The organism is Bradyrhizobium sp. BRP19, from assembly GCF_020194195.1.
Taxonomy (GTDB): domain Bacteria; phylum Pseudomonadota; class Alphaproteobacteria; order Rhizobiales; family Xanthobacteraceae; genus Bradyrhizobium; species Bradyrhizobium yuanmingense.
The window spans coordinates 269733-284744 of the sequence record NZ_JADYVZ010000004.1; the positions used below are offsets into that span (position 1 = coordinate 269733).

Here is a 15012-nt window from a genome sequence, read left to right on the forward strand (position 1 = left end):
GGTTCTCTCGTTTCGTTCCCTCTGGACAATCCTGCTATCATTAGAGACACGTGACCGCAAATTCGATCACCAACGGCGAGGGACGACATGGCGCGTATTTTGATGACGGGAGCTTCGGGCGGAATCGGCACCAGCCTGCGGAAGCTGTTGCCGCCGATCTACCCGGATCTCCTTCTGTCCGATATCAAGCCGCCGGCCGATCTCGGCCCCGATGAAAAATTCAAGGCCGCGGACCTTGCCGATCTCGCGCAATGCGAGGCGATCTGCGAGGGCGTCGACGGCATTCTCCATTTCGGCGGTTATTCGGTCGAAGGCACCTGGGATCAGATCCTCCAGGCCAACATCATCGGCGGCTACAATCTGTTCGAGGCGGCGTACCGCAAGGGCGTCAAGCGCGTGGTGTTCGCCTCGTCGAACCACGCCGTCGGCTTCTATCCGCGCCATCACAAGATCGGCACCGATGTCACCCCGCGGCCCGACGGCCGCTATGGCGTCAGCAAGGTGTTCGGCGAGGCCGTCGGCGCGCTCTACGCCGACAAGCATGGGATGAAGGTGACGTGCCTTCGCATCGGCAATTTCGGCGACATGCCGCTGGACAAGCGCCGGCTCTCGATCTGGCTCAAGCCGGACGATCTCGTGCAGCTCTGCCGCATCGGGCTCGAGCATCCCGACATCCATTTCGAGATATTCTACGGCGCCTCTTTCAACGAGCGCGCCTGGTGGGACAACCACCGCGCCTACGAATTCGGCTATCGCCCCACCGGCCGCGCCGAAGATTTCCGTGAGCACGCCATGGCCGAGCAGGCCAAGCTGAAGCCGGACCCGGTCGGCGACTATTTCCAGGGCGGCACGTTCTGCAGCATGGAGTTCGACGCTGATCCGGATCGTGTGATCGACTGGAATAAGCGGTAGAGATCGTTCACCGGCCGAGCGTCAACAGCGGCTTGCCGGTCTCGACAATGTAGGTCGCAAGCTCCGCGGCGTTGCCGCTGCCGACATTCTTCACGGCGTGATGCACTCCGTGAGGAATGAGCAGCACGTCGCCGGCCTTCAGGATGACGGGCGGCCTGCCGTCGAGCCGATATTCCAGCTCGCCTTCGATCAGATAGACGAGCTCTTCGCCCGGGTGACTGTGCCTGACGGCAACGACGCCCGGAGGAAAGTCGACGCGAACCTGGATGACCTCGCGCCCGGGCGCACTCAGCGCTTCCTTCATGAGATGTGTGCGCTTGATGTCGCCCAGTCGTGGCTCTTCGGATCGTGCCGAGAGTGAAGCCAGGCTGATTGCGGCGATCAGCGCCGCCGCAACCACGGTTCCACGTTTCGTCATGTGAATGTCCTTTCGGATTGTGCAGGATGTTGTCGGTGAGCGCATCAACCGGCGGCAGCCGCCGGCATTGCGCGAAAGCTGATGGCCATGCGGTTGTAGGCGTTCATCAGGCTGATCGCGATCGTGAGGTCCACGAGCTCACGTTCTTCGAACACAGCGCGTGCGGCCTGGTATGCCTCGTCGGGCACGCCGGTCTCGGCGACCCGCGTCACCGTTTCCGCCCAGGCCAGGGCAGCCCGTTCGCGTTCGTCGAAGAGATTTCCGGCCTCGCGCCATGCCTGCAGCAGCGCGATCTTCTCGACCTTTTCTCCCTTGTTGAGCAGGTCGCGGGTGTGCATGTCCAGGCAGTAGGCGCAATTGTTGATCTGAGAGATCCGCAGATAAACCAGCTCGATCAGCGTGGCGGAAAGCCGGCTCTGCAGGACGTATCCGTAGACGCCCCCGAGCGCCTTGATGCCTGCCGGCGCGATCTGGTTGTAGTCGAGACGCTTACTCATGTTTCTCTCCTTGGCGGTGATTCTGCTGGATGGCGGTGGTCGGATCCTTCTCGCTGCTATCGATGGCGAACACCGCGAGCAGCGCGAGCCCCGCCGAGGTTGAATCGTATTTTCATGGCGGGGCTCCTGTTCGAGTTCGGCTATTGCGCTGTGGCTGAGCTCTCACCTGCGGATGACGGCCTTCAGCGAGTCCGTGAACACCCAGAAGGAAGCGGCGAGCAGGCCGACGTCCTTCAGCAGGAACTGACCCGGAGCGACCGTGATCGCGGGGACCCCGAGCTCCGGCACGACGACGCCGGGCGTCGAGATCATGAAGCTCAGCGTGGTGACGAACAGCCCGGCCGACAACAGGCCGCCGGCCGCGGAGTAGATCGGGCTGGACAGGCGGAGCGCGATCAGGAGCCCGATGCTGAGTTCGACGAAGCCGAGAAAGGTCGAGAAGCCGCGCACCGAGAACAGCGTGTAGAACCATCGCAGCAGCGGACTGTTCTCGACCAGGGGTACGAGTCCCTGTGCTTCGTAGTCGGTGAATTTCATCCCGCCGAACCAGGCGTAGATGATTGCGAGCGAGGCGTAGAGACCGATCCGGCTGATCGGTTCGGCGTAAGCGAGCAGGCGTTCAGACTGTTCGCGCCAACTGATCGTGCGACGCAGGGCGATGGATAAGGTGGACGATTGGCTGATGATGCGTGACATGGTGATCTCCGTTTGATGCCGGTTGTTCGCTCACGCATTCACGTGCGTGTGCAGGTTGTAGCGAGGGGCGGGAATAGTGCTCGAGAGCTTGTTCGTCATGGCAAGCCGCGCGCTCTCGTGGCGATCCCACTCCGACTTGTCGGCCAGCGCCGGGATCGTCACGACTTCGCCGAGGTCGAGACCGGCGAGGGCGGCGTCGACCAGGTCGTCGGCCGACATGACGATCTCTGCCGGAAGCTGGTGAACCGGCGTGCCCGCGATGTCCCAAAACTCCGTCGCAGTGGCGCCCGGCAGCACGGCCTGAATGCGGATGCCCTTCCCGGCGAGCTCGTGAACGAGTGACTGGGTGAATGCGAGCACGAAAGCTTTCGAGCCGCCGTAGACGCCGTTGAGCAGCTCCGGCGCGATCGCGACGATGGAAGCGATGTTGATGATCGTGCCGTGGCCGCGGGCGATGAATCCGGGCACCGCTGCGTAGGTCAGGCGCGTCAGTGCACCGACGTTGAGACGGATCATGTCTTCCATCTTGTCGATGTCGGAATCGATCAGCGGGGCCGAGGCGCCGACGCCGGCGTTGTTGACCAGCACCGAAATGTCGCCGTTGGTTCTGATGAGTTGCTCGACGCGGCGGAGGTCGGCAGGGGATGTGAGATCGGCTTCCACCGTTTCCACCTTGCGGCCAGTTTCGTTGCCGAGCCTGCGCGCGAGCGATGCGAGCCGCTGCCTGTTGCGCGCAACGAGGATGAGGTCGTGGCCGCGCTTCGCCAGGCGATCGGCGTAGATCGCGCCGATTCCGGTCGAAGCTCCGGTGATGAGGGCAGTGCCTGTTCTGGTCTGGGTCATTTTCGTCTCTCCTTCGGTTTGGGTGCGGAGAGGAATAGGCACTTCCGGCAATGGTGGGTATCTGGCAAAATCGGGATCTTTCCTTCCAGAATATGGAAGTGTCCCATGGATCGTCTCGAAAGCATGTCGGTGGTCCTGGCGGTGGCGGAGGCGGGCAGCCTGTCCGCCGCCGCGCGCCGTCAGAAAATGCCGTTGGCAACGGTGAGCCGGAAGGTTTCGGAGCTCGAGGAGCACCTCCAGACCAAGCTGTTTCATCGCTCGAGCCGCGCGCTCGTCCCAACGGACGCCGGTCGCTCCTACATCGCCGCGGCCAAGCGAATTCTCGCCGATCTCACCGAAGCCGAGCGCGTTGCCTCCGGCGAATACACCACGCCGCGTGGTGATCTCAGCATCACGACGCTGGTCGCGCTCGGTCGGCTATGCTTGCAGCCGATCCTTGCCGAGTTTCTTGCGGCATTTCCGGAGGTGGATGTTCAGCTCATCTTGCAGGACCGGACGCTCAACCTTCTGGACGAGAACATTGACGTCGCGCTTCGTGTCGGCGATCTCGCCGACAGCGGCCTGATCGCCGTGCGCGTGGGGGAAATTCACCGCGTCGCCTGCGCCAGCCCGTCCTATCTGAAGCTGCGGGGAACGCCGAAGGCTCCCGATGATGTCTCCGCCCACGACTGCATCAGCTATCCTCCGCTTCAATCGCCGGGCACGTGGAGATTCAAACGAGGGCAGACCGAGTATGCAGTGCCGGTGCGGTCGCGCTTCATTGCGAGCAATCTGGAATCGGCCATCGATGCCGCGCGCGCAGGCATCGGGATCACCGTCGTGTTCTCCTATCTGGCGTCGGATGCGCTGAGGTCTGGAGAGCTCGTTGCGGTCCTGCAGGACTTTCAACCGCCGCCGCAGCCGGTCAGCTTCGTCTACTCGCCCAACCGCTTCATGCCAGCGAAGCTGCGAGCGTTTCTCGACTTCGCAGGGCCGCGCCTGAGGGCGCGCTTGGCCGACAGTCCCGGAAACGTTGCGCCGCGGAGGCCGCGGGCGTAACTGCGGGCCCGCACATCAGAAATGCAGGTTGAGCCGCAACAGCGCCTGGTGCCGCTCGAACTGATCGAGGTTGAGGCTGCGAACGTCGCCGATCGCCTGGCCGGCAACCTGCATCTGCCAGGTGCCGGAGATGCCGACCTCCTTCGAGATGTTGTAGGAGAAGGTTGGGCCAGCAAAGACTGCGTCTCCCAAAAAGCGGTCGAGGCCGCCGCCGTCATAGGCCCGCGCGTAGCGCACGCCGAGGCCGAGCACGAGGTCTGGCTGCACTACGTAGGAGATCGCGGCCTGGAGCTGCATCTCGGAATCGTGTCGCCAAAGATTGGTCGAGATCTCGCGGGTTCCGCCGGTCCCGTACCAGACGTTGAAGGCGGCGAACAGCCTGTCCTTGACCAGCTCGCGATCGAACAGGGCGGCAAATTCTGCACCATATTGCGCGATGTGCATGCCGCTGCCGTCGTCGATCCGGCTCCAGCCGGGCTGCGCATGGAGAGTCAGCCCAAAGGGCGCGACGGCACGATCGAGCAGCTTGTAGCGCAGTTCGAGCGCCACCCCGCCGAAAGCGAGGTCGCGATGATCGGCAAGTCCCGGAACGCCATTGATGTGATGTCCGGTCAGTGCAAATCCTGGCGCGATCCGGAAGTTGTCCGAGACCGTGTATTTGACCTGATTGAGATTGGCCCAGGCTGCGTAAGTGCCGGAGCGCTTGCCGAATGCGCCGACATTCTCGAACTCGATCTCCATTTCGCCGGGCTTGCCGATGTCGGAGCCCATGCTGAAACCGAAGATGTGCTCGGTGTCGATCTCCGAATGAGCCGACGGCAAACCTCCCGTCAGCTTGCTGACGCCGGGGGCCGGTTCTGAGCCGGGCCAGGCATAGGCGAGGCCGCGTGGACCGTCGTCGGCAGAGGCGGAGACGCAACTCGCCAGATGACCGGCGACGACAATTGCGGCCGTTATTGCGCCCCGCAAGCTCAACTTTCTCAGCACGACATCCACCAACCCGCGCGAACCAAGGACACTGATCGACGCAAGGAGCTTGGTTCACGCGAAGCCCCTGCGATTGCAAGTCATTCGCAAGAACAATTCCACAGAATGGCCGGCCGTGCAACTACTTGCTAATCATTCTTAGTTGCGTTCAATGGAATTCACTTCGGCTGGGCGGCGGGTCGGGTCCGATCCACGCTGGAGAGGCTGGAAACGGGAGATTCCCTGCGCGTTCGGCGCCGTCCCGTGCGGCAATGCCGCGCGGTGCTCAGGAGTGCCAGAAACCAAGCGTCAGGCCTGCAAGTCGAGTTATTGACAATCAGGGCGCTGGCCTTACCACCACGACAAAAGCTGAAGGGAGCGCCCTGATGACGAGTGGCTTGCGCAAGGGTCTGACGAGCTATGGCGATGCCGGCTTCTCGCTGTTCCTGCGCAAGGCGTTCATCAAGGCCATGGGCTATTCCGATGACGCGCTGGAGCGCCCGATCGTCGGCATCACCAACACCTATAGCGACTACAATCCCTGCCACGGCAACGTCCCGCAGATCATCGAAGCCGCCAAGCGCGGCGTGATGCTGTCGGGCGCGATGCCGTTCGTGTTCCCGACCATCTCGATCGCCGAGAGCTTTGCGCATCCGACCTCGATGTATCTGCGCAATCTGATGGCGATGGACACCGAGGAGATGATCCGCGCCCAGCCGATGGATGCGGTGATCGTAATCGGCGGCTGCGACAAGACGCTGCCGGCGCAGGTGATGGCCGCGATCAGCGCCGACCTGCCGACCGTGGTCATCCCCGTCGGGCCGATGGTGGTCGGTCATCACAAGGGCGAGGTGCTGGGGGCCTGCACCGATTGCCGCCGTCTCTGGGCGAAATATCGCGCCGGCGACATGGACGATGCCGAGATCGAGGCGGTGAATGGCCGCCTCGCGCCGTCGGTCGGAACCTGCATGGTGATGGGCACGGCCTCGACCATGGCCTGCATGATCGAGGCGATGGGCCTGTCACTGCCGATGAGCGCGACGATTCCGGCGCCGCATGCCGAGCGCTTCCGTCTTGCCGAGGCCAGCGGCAAGGTTGCCGCGGAGATGGCCAAGACCAAGGGTCCGAAGCCGAGCGAAGTGTTGACGCCGGCCTCGTTCAAGAACGCGCAAGTCGTGCTGCAGGCGATCGGCGGCTCGACCAACGGCTTGATCCATCTGACCGCGATGGCGCATCGCTCGCCGCACCGGCTCGATCTCGCAGCGTTCGACCAGATCGGCCGCGAGGTGCCTGTGCTGGTCGATCTCAAGCCGTCCGGCGAGCATTATATGGAGCACTTCCACCACGCTGGTGGCGTGCCGAAGCTGCTGGCGCAGCTCGGCGATCTCGTCGACCTCGATGCCAAGACCATCAGCGGCCAGACGTTGCGGGAGATCGCGGCGAATGCGGAGGACGTGCCGGGCCAGGATGCGATTCGTCCGCGTGATAATCCGATCAAGAAGGAGGGCGGCCTCGCCATCCTGCACGGCAATCTCGCCCCGCGCGGCGCGGTCATCAAGCAATCCGCCGCCAGCCCGAAGCTGCTGCAGCACACCGGGCGCGCCGTCGTGTTCGAATCCGTCGAGGACATGACCTTGCGGGTCGACGATCCCGATCTCGACGTCAACGCCGACGACGTGCTGGTGCTGCGCAACGCCGGCCCGAAGGGCGCGCCGGGCATGCCGGAAGCCGGTTATCTGCCGATCCCGAAGAAGCTCGCGCGCGGCGGCATCAAGGACATGGTGCGCATCTCGGATGCGCGCATGAGCGGCACCGCGTTCGGCACCATCGTGCTGCACATCACCCCGGAATCCGCCGTCGGCGGGCCGCTGGCGCTGGTTGAGAACGGCGACATGATCCGCCTTGATGTGGCCAAGCGCAGCATCGAGCTCTTGGTTGACGCCGCCGAGTTGGAGCGGCGCCGCGCTGCGTTGAAGCCGGTGGCCGCGCCGGAAGAGGCGCGGCGCGGCTACGCCTGGCTGTTCAACGAGACCATCCTGCAGGCCGACGAGGGCTGCGATTTCGACTTCATGCAGAGGACGGGCCCGGCGAAGGGCTGAGCCGCCGACCGCAGTGGTATCGCATTTGGGAGCTTTCCCTGCGGCCATCCTTCGAGACGCCCGCTTTAGGCGGGCTCCTCAGGATGAGGTCGGAGTGCGCGGCTGCAGTTTCAACGGGCACTGACGCTGATGAGCCTCATCCTGAGGAGGCGCGTAAGCGCCGTCTCGAAGGACGAGGCGTACGCACCGGCGCCGCCCTGCCACCGATCGTGTGGCCGCTACTTGCTCTTGCTCGTGAACTTCTTCACGGCGGTGCGGAACGCTTCCGTGTTCATCGCCATGATGATCTTGTGCTCCTCGGCATCGAGCTGCTGCTTCACCGGCGTGGTCGCCGCCTGATAGACCAGCTGCTTGGTGCCGGCGATTGAAGCCGGCGGGTTCTGCGCGAGACGCTCGGCAAGTTTTCGCGTCGCGGTCTTCAACTCGGCCGCGGGGACGGTCTTGGCAACCAAGCCCCATTCATAGGCCTGCTGCGCGGTAAAATTATCCTCGGCGAGAAAGATCTGCAGCGCCCGGCGGGAGCCGACCGTGCCGACGATGCCGACCGTCGAGCCGCCGTCCGGCGACACCCCGATCTTGGCATAGGCCGGCGTGAACTTGGCATCGTCAGCGGCGATGCAGAGATCGGTGACGAAGGCGAGGCCCATGCCGGCGCCGGCGGCCGAGCCGTGCACGCTCGACAGCGAGATCTTCGGCATGCGCCTGATGATCTCGATGAAGGCGTGATAGTGCTTCAATAGCTCGCCGACGACGGGCGTCACCGTGCCGGCTTCGGCGGCGGCCCCGATCGTCTGCAGGTCGCCGCCGGCGCAGAACGCGCGGCCTTCGCCTTCGAGCACCACGACGCGGATGTCGTCGGCGCCTTCGAGATAGGCCGCGAGCTGCTCGAGCTTCTGCGCAATCGCAAAGTCGATTGCGTTGAATGCGGCAGGGCGGTTCAGCGTGATGGTCGCGATCGGGCCGTCGACCTTGAGCAGGGCGGGATCGTCGGGCTTTGAGACGGGAGCGGTCATCTGGATTCTCCGGCAGGAGGTCGAGGCTCGAACTAAATCGCAGAAGGGCAGGGGTGACAATCCCCGAACCACCGCTCTTGCGCCGGGCGGAACGATAGGCTCAAATGGAGCCGCTTTCGCCAAGGGACGGACACGAGCGCCGGCTCCTCGCAAGGCCAGCAAGCAAAATCAGCGAGAGAGGAGGCGGCATGGGTCACGCTCGTGTCTTCCGGAAATGGGCTGTCCGATGACTGGCCCGGTGATCATCGTCGGTGCCGGCCATGGCGGCTACCAGATCGCGGCATCGCTGCGCCAGGCCGGCTTTGCCGAGCGCATCTGCCTGATCAATGACGAGCCGCATCTGCCCTATCAGCGGCCGCCGCTGTCCAAGGCCTACATCAAGGGCTCCGCGGGCCCGGAGAGCCTGATGTTCAGGCCTGAGAAGTTTTACCAGGACCAGAGCATCGAGCTGATCGCCGGCCGCGCCGCCTCGATCGACCGCGCCGCGCGTAAGGTGCATCTCGCATCCGGCGAGACGCTGGACTATTGGCACCTCGTGCTGGCGACCGGCGCGCGCAATCGCCTGCTCGATCTGCCCAATGCCAATCTGCCCGACGTGAAATATCTGCGCATTCTCGATGACAGCGAGGCGCTGCGCGCGATCATGCCGTCGAAGACGCGCGCCGTGATCATCGGCGCCGGCTTCATCGGCCTCGAATTTGCCGCGACCGCCCGCATCAAGGGCCTCGAGGTCGACGTGCTCGAGCTCGCCCCGCGTGTGATGGCGCGGGCGGTGACGGCGGAGGTCTCCGAATATTTTCAGGCGCGCCACCGCGAGGCCGGCATCCGTATCCATCTCGGTGTGCAGGCGACCTCGATCGAAGCCGAGGCCGGCAAGGTCACCGGCGTGTCCTTGAGCGACGGGCGGCATCTGCCGGCTGACCTCGTCGTGGTCGGCGTCGGCGTGCTGCCGAACATCGAACTCGCGGCCGAGGCAGGGCTGCCGGTCGCCGCCGGCATCATCGTCGATGAATATCTGTCGACGGCTGATCCCAACATTTCGGCCATTGGCGATTGCGCGCTGTTCGCAAGCCCGCGCTTCGGTGGCTCGCTGCGGCTGGAATCGGTGCAGAACGCCACCGATCAGGCCCGCTGCCTCGCGGCAAAGCTGACCGGGGATAAGAAACCGTACGACAGCCATCCCTGGTTCTGGAGCGATCAGGGCGACGACAAGCTTCAGATCGCGGGACTGACGACCGGCTACGACCGCGTCGTGCTGCGCGGCGATCCCGCCAAGAAGGCATTCTCAGCGTTCTGCTATCACGGCGACAAGCTGCTCGGAATCGAATCCATCAACCGCGCCGGCGATCACATGTTCGGCCGGAGATTGCAGGCTATGGACCGCTCCATCACGCCGGAGCAGGCCGCGGACGAGAGCTTCGACCTCAAGAGCGCGCTGGCATGAAGTTCTTCTCCCTCTCCCGTTCTTACGGGGAGAGGGCTGGGGTGAGGGGCTTTCTCCGCGCATAGGATGGCAGTCGGACTCGCGGAGAGTCCCCCTCACCCGGAATTTGCTCTCGCAAATTCCGACCTCTCCCCGCAAGCGGGGAGAGGCGAAGAGGCCTCTACAGTATCGCCGCCACTTCCGCCCCCGTCGGCATCGACGGGCCGGCGCCCATGCGCTGCACGCTGATCGAGGCCGCGGCGTTAGCGAAGACGAGGGCCGTGCGCAAGGCTGCGCCCTCGGCCAGTTGCGCGGCGAGCGCGCCGACGAAGCAGTCGCCGGCGCCGGTGGTGTCGAGTGCCTTCACCACACGGCCGGCCACCGAGATCTCCTCGTGCCCGGCCAGCGCGAGCACGCCGCGCTTGCCGAGCGTGACGCAGATGGTCTGGTCCTCGCGCGCCTGAAGTTTTCGCGCGACATCGATGATGCGGCCGGCCGCGTCGCTCTCGGAGAGCTCAACGCCGGCGAGGAAGCCGAGCTCGGTTTCGTTCAGCACGAGGATGTCGACCAGCGCCAGCAGCTCGCCCGGCATCTTCTGCGCCGGCGCCGGGTTCAGCACGGTCACTGCCCCCGCCGCGCGGGCGCGGTGGAAGAAGGCAGCGATCGTCGGCAGCGGAATCTCGAACTGGCTGACGGCGACATCGCCCTTCAGCAGCGGCACGACCTTGACGTCATCAGCGCCGACCAGCCCGTTGGCTCCGGGAACGACGACGATGGTGTTGTCGGCCTCGGCCACCGTGATGATGGCCGTCCCGGTGTGCGCCTCGGCCGTCTCCACGACGTAGCCGAGATCGATGCCCTGGTCGCCGAGAAAGGCCTTCAGCTCAGCGCCCAACGAATCCCTGCCCAGCCGCCCGATCAGCGTGGTCCGCGCCCCTAACCGCGAGGCCGCGACAGCCTGGTTCGCGCCCTTGCCGCCTGGGAAATACAGGACCTGGCGGCCGGCGACGGTCTCGCCGATTCGTGGATGGCGATCGGCCGTCGCCACCACATCCATGTTGATGCTGCCGGCAACGAAGACCCGCCCCATCTCTTTCTAGACCCTGACCTCGAACTCGTGCCTGACCTTGGCGATATCGACCAGCGTCGGCAAGCCGGCCTCGTTGCCGAGGCGCTGGATCTTGTAGGTCGAGGCGGCGCGGGCAAAGTCGAAATGCTCGCGCCAGCTTTTGCCGGGATGGGCGAGGTAGGAATAGACATAGGCGCCGTGGAAGACGTCGCCAGCGCCGTTGGTGTCGATCACGCGCTCGCGCGGGATCGGCATCGCCGGCATCACCTGCACCGTGCCGGTTTCGTCGTACCAGAACAGGCCCTTCTCGCCCATGGTGACGCCGCCGATCTTGCAGCCGCGGCTCTTGAGATAGTCGAGCATCTTCTCCGGCGTCAGATCCATCTGCTCGCACAGGCGCTCGGCGACGATGGCGACGTCGATGAATTCGAGCAGCTCATGGGTGTTGGTGCGCAGGCCGCCGCCGTCGAGCGAGGTCAGGATGCCGGCCTCGCGGCACACCTTGGCGTAGTGGATGGCGGCATCCGGCTGGTGGCCGTCGACATGCAGCGCGCGGCAGCCGCCGAGATTGAGCATCGGAAAGGGATGGATGTGCTCGTCGTCGCGGCAGCGGACGATGGCGCGCTTGCCGTCCTTGGGCATGATGAAGGAGAGCGAGGACTGGTTGACCTTGCGCCCATGCAGCGAGATGCCGTACTTCGCGCACATGTCCTGGAACATGCGCCCCAGCCAGTCATTGGCTGCGGTCGCGATCAGGTCCGGCACGATGCCGAGCTTGGCGCAGCAGAACGCCGCCGTCACCGCATTGCCGCCGAAGGAGACCGCGTAGTCGCGCGCCACGTGCTTCTCGTCGCCGGTCGGCATGTGGTCGGTGATGAAGACGACGTCGATATAGGTCTGTCCGATGAAGAGAGCCTGCATTGCTTGTCCGTGATGCGCTTGTGGTCCCGGCCGGCGAGATTACTCTAGCACCGGTTCCGCTCCGGAGGGACGCTGAAATTATTCGCAAAACTGCCGTCCGAAGCGCTTGAGGTCAGCATGGTCCGGGAATACGACCATCACTGGCCCATGCCAAGCCCGGACAAACGCCGTCTTTCGCTCCCGGGGTTCCCGGTCCACAAAAAGGGTGCAGAATGATCACCGGCCTCGATCACATCGTCGTTCTCGTAGGCGATATCGGCGCGGCCAAGGCGGCCTATCAGACGCTGCTCGCCCGCGCGCCGGCCTGGCAGAACTCGGGCGAGGGCGCCGACCGGGTGCTGTTCACCCTCGACAACATGACCATCGAGCTGATGGCCCCTCACGGCTTCAGCGTCACCGCCGACCGTATGCGCGCACTGCTCGGCGACCAGGAAGGCATCCTCGCCAGCCTGTGCTTTCGTGTCGCCGACATCGGCAAGATGCACCGGCGGCTGGAGCGGGTGGCCCTGAGGCCTGATACGGTCGCCGAGGTCGAAAGCAGCCACGCCGCCACCGACGCCGTGCTGCACTGGAAGCGCACGCGGGCCGCGACGGAGCTGACACGCGGCGTGCGCATGTTCTTCCTGGAGCTGGCCGACGAGCGTCCGAAATCGGCCGCGACCGACATCGCGCCGATCGAGGGACTCGACCACGTCGTCGTCACCACGGAGGATTCCGAGCGCGCCGCCGCGCTCTACGGCGCCCGGCTCGGTCTTGATCTCGCGCTCGACCGCTCGCACCAGGACTGGGGCCAGTTGATGTTCTTCCGCTGCGGCGACCTCATCGTCGAGGTGGTGCGCCGCCCGGTCGCGGGCGGCGATGCCGCGCATGACCGGCTCTGGGGCCTGAGCTGGCGGGTCGGCGACATCGACGCCACCCGCGCCCGCCTGATCGCGAGCGGACTCGACGTCTCGGAGGTCCGCACCGGCCGCAAGCCGGGGACGCGCATCATGACCGTGCGCAACGGCACCTGCGGAATCCAGACCGTGCTGCTGGAGCGTTCGCCGAGGCCGGTGGAGTGATTCTGTCATTCCGGGGCGATGCGTAGTATCGAACCCGGAATCCATTTCGCGGCTGACTCTGCCGCCCAATGGATTCCGGGCTCGCGCCAAGAGGCGCGCCCCGGAATGACGAACATTCTCAAACTCACGCTCGCGTGCTACACGCGTCTTGTCGGCACCCAGCGAGCACCCGGTTTGGCGAAGGCAAAGCGAACTCTGAAATGGCAGCGTGACCCCGAGGGGATGCGGCTGCGCATTCTCGAAGCCGCCAAGCAGGAGTTTTCCGCCCATGGCCTTGCCGGCGCGCGCGTCGACCGCATCGCCGCCAAGGCCGGCGCCAACAAGCGCATGCTGTACTATCACGTCGGCAACAAGGACGAGCTCTATCTCGCGGTGCTCGAAGGCGCCTATGACAAGATCCGCAGCGAGGAGCGGGGGCTCGACCTCGAACATCTCGATCCGCCCGAGGCGATCCGCCGCCTGATCGAGTTCACCTGGAACTACTTCCTGCGCAATCCCGAATTCCTCTCGCTGCTGCAGACCGAGAACCTCGCGCGCGCCAAGCACCTGAAGAAATCGACCAAGGTCAAGTCGATGCACTCGCCCTTCGTCGAGATGATCCGCACCGTGGTGCGCCGCGGCGTCGACAGCGGCGACTTCCAGGTCGCGGTCGACCCCGTGCAGCTCTACATCTCGATCGCAGCGCTCAGCTTCTTCTATCTCTCCAATTCGGCAACGCTGAGCGTGATCTTCGGCCGCGATCTCCTGGACAAGAAGGCCAAGGAGGAGCGGTTGGCGCATATGGTGGGCCTGGTGCTGGCCGCGCTGACGGGGCAATCCGCGGCGCTGTTCGAGATCGCGAAGACGCCGAAGTCGCGCGCCGCGGTCGTGCAGGCGGTGTAGCCCGTAGCCATGATGGGGCGCCTTGCTCCGTTATTGCGAGCGCAGCGAAGCAATCCAGACTGTCTCCGCGGAAAGATTCTGGATTGCTTCGCTGCGCTCGCAATGACCACGTGGAGGCGCGTGCACCTCACTCCGCCCCCGTGCCCCGACGCAGCGCAGCAACGCTTACATTGCAGCGCGTCCGGGACACGGAAGGCGATAGTCCCGTCCCCAAAAGCTCCCGGAACCCCGAGCACAAAACGTCACAGGGAAAGCTCTGGACAGTATTTATCCAACGGGTTAATTTCTCCCCATAACGAAGAAGACTGCCGGGAGTGAAAATTGGCCGAGCCGAAGCCGCAAAACGCTGTTTCCAAGCTGCTGAATGCAGCCTGGGTTCGGCCGTTCTTGTTCCTGGTCTTCATCGTCGTCGCCTGGGATCTCGCGATCCGGCTGTTCAGAATCCCGGCCTACCAGATACCGGCGCCGCTCGACGTCGTCGCCGTGCTGCGCACCGAATGGCCGGAGCTGCTGCGCCAGTCCTGGCCGACCACCTATGCGACCGTCTGCGGCTTCCTGCTGTCGGCGCTGTTCGGCATTCCCGTCGCGATGTTGATCGCGGGCTCGAAGACGGTGGAGAGCTACGTCTATCCACTGCTGGTGTTCTCGCAATCGGTGCCCAAGATCGCGATCGCCCCGCTGTTTGTGGTGTGGTTCGGCTTCGGCATCATTCCCAAGGTGATCTCGGCGTTCCTGCTCGGCTTCTTCCCGGTCGTGGTCTCCGCGGTGCAAGGCTTCAAATCGGTCGATCCCGATATGGTCGATCTCGCCCGTGCCATGCAGGGCAGCCGCCTGCAGGTGTTCCGCGCGGTGAACCTGCCGCATGCGCTGCCGGCGATCTTCTCCGGTCTCAAAGTGTCGGTGACGCTGGCCGTGGTCGGCGCGGTGGTCGGCGAGTTCGTCGGCTCCAATTCCGGCATCGGCTACGTGATGCAGCGCTCGATCGGCACTTTCGACCTGCCGACGATGTTCGCGGCGCTGGTGATCCTGGCGCTGCTCGGCGTGGTCCTGTTCTGGATCGTCGACCGGGTCGAGAAGCTGGTCATTCCCTGGCATGTCAGCCAGCGCGAGGACATGATCTTTGCATCCTGACTAAAGCAACGAGCGGCCACCAACGGCCGACGCAACCAACGGC

At 64.6% G+C, this 15012-nt stretch carries 15 protein-coding genes; 7 read left to right on the forward strand and 8 right to left on the reverse strand.

The window, feature by feature from the left end; translation table 11 throughout:
- The first annotated feature begins 87 nt into the window (after positions 1-87).
- Positions 88-912 (forward strand): NAD(P)-dependent oxidoreductase, encoded by an 825-nt coding sequence (locus I6F36_RS15820; protein WP_109144535.1) that lies wholly within the window; start codon positions 88-90, stop codon positions 910-912.
- A 7-nt stretch (positions 913-919) separates the two neighbouring features.
- Here I6F36_RS15820 and I6F36_RS15825 read toward each other — a convergent pair whose 3' ends face one another.
- The 4 genes from I6F36_RS15825 to I6F36_RS15840 form a co-directional block, all read right to left on the reverse strand.
- Complete coding sequence (locus tag I6F36_RS15825; protein ID WP_036025852.1) at positions 920-1330, reverse strand: cupin domain-containing protein; 411 nt, start codon at positions 1328-1330, stop codon at positions 920-922.
- Between the two features lie 44 nt (positions 1331-1374).
- A complete protein-coding gene (locus tag I6F36_RS15830; RefSeq protein ID WP_036025851.1) occupies positions 1375-1827 on the reverse strand; it encodes a carboxymuconolactone decarboxylase family protein in 453 nt (150 codons plus the stop codon).
- A gap of 162 nt (positions 1828-1989) precedes the next feature.
- On the reverse strand, positions 1990-2523 hold the full coding sequence (locus tag I6F36_RS15835; protein WP_082641336.1) for a YkgB family protein: 534 nt from the start codon (positions 2521-2523) through the stop codon (positions 1990-1992).
- Positions 2524-2553: 30 nt separating this feature from the next.
- Positions 2554-3366 (reverse strand): SDR family oxidoreductase, encoded by an 813-nt coding sequence (locus I6F36_RS15840; protein WP_036004628.1) that lies wholly within the window; start codon positions 3364-3366, stop codon positions 2554-2556.
- 105 nt (positions 3367-3471) lie between these two features.
- Between I6F36_RS15840 and I6F36_RS15845 the strand changes: the two genes are divergently transcribed.
- A complete protein-coding gene (locus I6F36_RS15845) occupies positions 3472-4404 on the forward strand; it encodes a LysR family transcriptional regulator (RefSeq protein WP_109144533.1) in 933 nt (310 codons plus the stop codon).
- A 15-nt stretch (positions 4405-4419) separates the two neighbouring features.
- Here I6F36_RS15845 and I6F36_RS15850 read toward each other — a convergent pair whose 3' ends face one another.
- Entirely contained in the window at positions 4420-5391 is a 972-nt protein-coding gene (locus tag I6F36_RS15850; RefSeq protein ID WP_225171723.1) for a hypothetical protein, read from the reverse strand.
- 365 nt (positions 5392-5756) lie between these two features.
- Between I6F36_RS15850 and I6F36_RS15855 the strand changes: the two genes are divergently transcribed.
- On the forward strand, positions 5757-7469 hold the full coding sequence (locus I6F36_RS15855; RefSeq protein ID WP_225171724.1) for an IlvD/Edd family dehydratase: 1713 nt from the start codon (positions 5757-5759) through the stop codon (positions 7467-7469).
- Positions 7470-7687: 218 nt separating this feature from the next.
- On the opposite strand, the gene I6F36_RS15860 is transcribed toward I6F36_RS15855, so the two are convergent.
- Entirely contained in the window at positions 7688-8482 is a 795-nt protein-coding gene (locus I6F36_RS15860; RefSeq protein ID WP_225171725.1) for an enoyl-CoA hydratase/isomerase family protein, read from the reverse strand.
- Between the two features lie 226 nt (positions 8483-8708).
- Between I6F36_RS15860 and I6F36_RS15865 the strand changes: the two genes are divergently transcribed.
- Positions 8709-9926, forward strand: coding sequence for an NAD(P)/FAD-dependent oxidoreductase (locus I6F36_RS15865; protein WP_036004678.1), 1218 nt, complete (start codon positions 8709-8711; stop codon positions 9924-9926).
- A 160-nt stretch (positions 9927-10086) separates the two neighbouring features.
- On the opposite strand, the gene I6F36_RS15870 is transcribed toward I6F36_RS15865, so the two are convergent.
- Positions 10087-10995, reverse strand: coding sequence for a ribokinase (locus I6F36_RS15870; RefSeq protein WP_225171726.1), 909 nt, complete (start codon positions 10993-10995; stop codon positions 10087-10089).
- 6 nt (positions 10996-11001) lie between these two features.
- Complete coding sequence (locus tag I6F36_RS15875; RefSeq protein WP_057027031.1) at positions 11002-11895, reverse strand: sugar kinase; 894 nt, start codon at positions 11893-11895, stop codon at positions 11002-11004.
- 212 nt (positions 11896-12107) lie between these two features.
- On the opposite strand from I6F36_RS15875, the gene I6F36_RS15880 reads away from it, so the two are divergent.
- From I6F36_RS15880 to I6F36_RS15890, 3 genes are all read left to right on the forward strand, one after another.
- Entirely contained in the window at positions 12108-12956 is an 849-nt protein-coding gene (locus I6F36_RS15880) for a VOC family protein (protein ID WP_225171727.1), read from the forward strand.
- A 174-nt stretch (positions 12957-13130) separates the two neighbouring features.
- Positions 13131-13838: a TetR/AcrR family transcriptional regulator gene (locus I6F36_RS15885; protein ID WP_193375190.1), complete on the forward strand. Its 708-nt coding sequence runs from the start codon at positions 13131-13133 to the stop codon at positions 13836-13838.
- A 321-nt stretch (positions 13839-14159) separates the two neighbouring features.
- Positions 14160-14969 (forward strand): ABC transporter permease, encoded by an 810-nt coding sequence (locus I6F36_RS15890; protein WP_225127396.1) that lies wholly within the window; start codon positions 14160-14162, stop codon positions 14967-14969.
- Positions 14970-15012: the final 43 nt, after the last annotated feature.

Coding starts and splice junctions, on each gene's coding strand:
- I6F36_RS15870 (WP_225171726.1), bottom strand. CDS start 10,995: ATGGGGCGGGTCTTCGTTGCCGGCAGCATCAACATGGATGTGGTGGCG.
- I6F36_RS15855 (WP_225171724.1), top strand. CDS start 5,757: ATGACGAGTGGCTTGCGCAAGGGTCTGACGAGCTATGGCGATGCCGGC.
- I6F36_RS15820 (WP_109144535.1), top strand. CDS start 88: ATGGCGCGTATTTTGATGACGGGAGCTTCGGGCGGAATCGGCACCAGC.
- I6F36_RS15825 (WP_036025852.1), bottom strand. CDS start 1,330: ATGACGAAACGTGGAACCGTGGTTGCGGCGGCGCTGATCGCCGCAATC.
- I6F36_RS15865 (WP_036004678.1), top strand. CDS start 8,709: ATGACTGGCCCGGTGATCATCGTCGGTGCCGGCCATGGCGGCTACCAG.
- I6F36_RS15860 (WP_225171725.1), bottom strand. CDS start 8,482: ATGACCGCTCCCGTCTCAAAGCCCGACGATCCCGCCCTGCTCAAGGTC.
- I6F36_RS15875 (WP_057027031.1), bottom strand. CDS start 11,895: ATGCAGGCTCTCTTCATCGGACAGACCTATATCGACGTCGTCTTCATC.
- I6F36_RS15835 (WP_082641336.1), bottom strand. CDS start 2,523: ATGTCACGCATCATCAGCCAATCGTCCACCTTATCCATCGCCCTGCGT.
- I6F36_RS15845 (WP_109144533.1), top strand. CDS start 3,472: ATGGATCGTCTCGAAAGCATGTCGGTGGTCCTGGCGGTGGCGGAGGCG.
- I6F36_RS15840 (WP_036004628.1), bottom strand. CDS start 3,366: ATGACCCAGACCAGAACAGGCACTGCCCTCATCACCGGAGCTTCGACC.
- I6F36_RS15880 (WP_225171727.1), top strand. CDS start 12,108: ATGATCACCGGCCTCGATCACATCGTCGTTCTCGTAGGCGATATCGGC.
- I6F36_RS15830 (WP_036025851.1), bottom strand. CDS start 1,827: ATGAGTAAGCGTCTCGACTACAACCAGATCGCGCCGGCAGGCATCAAG.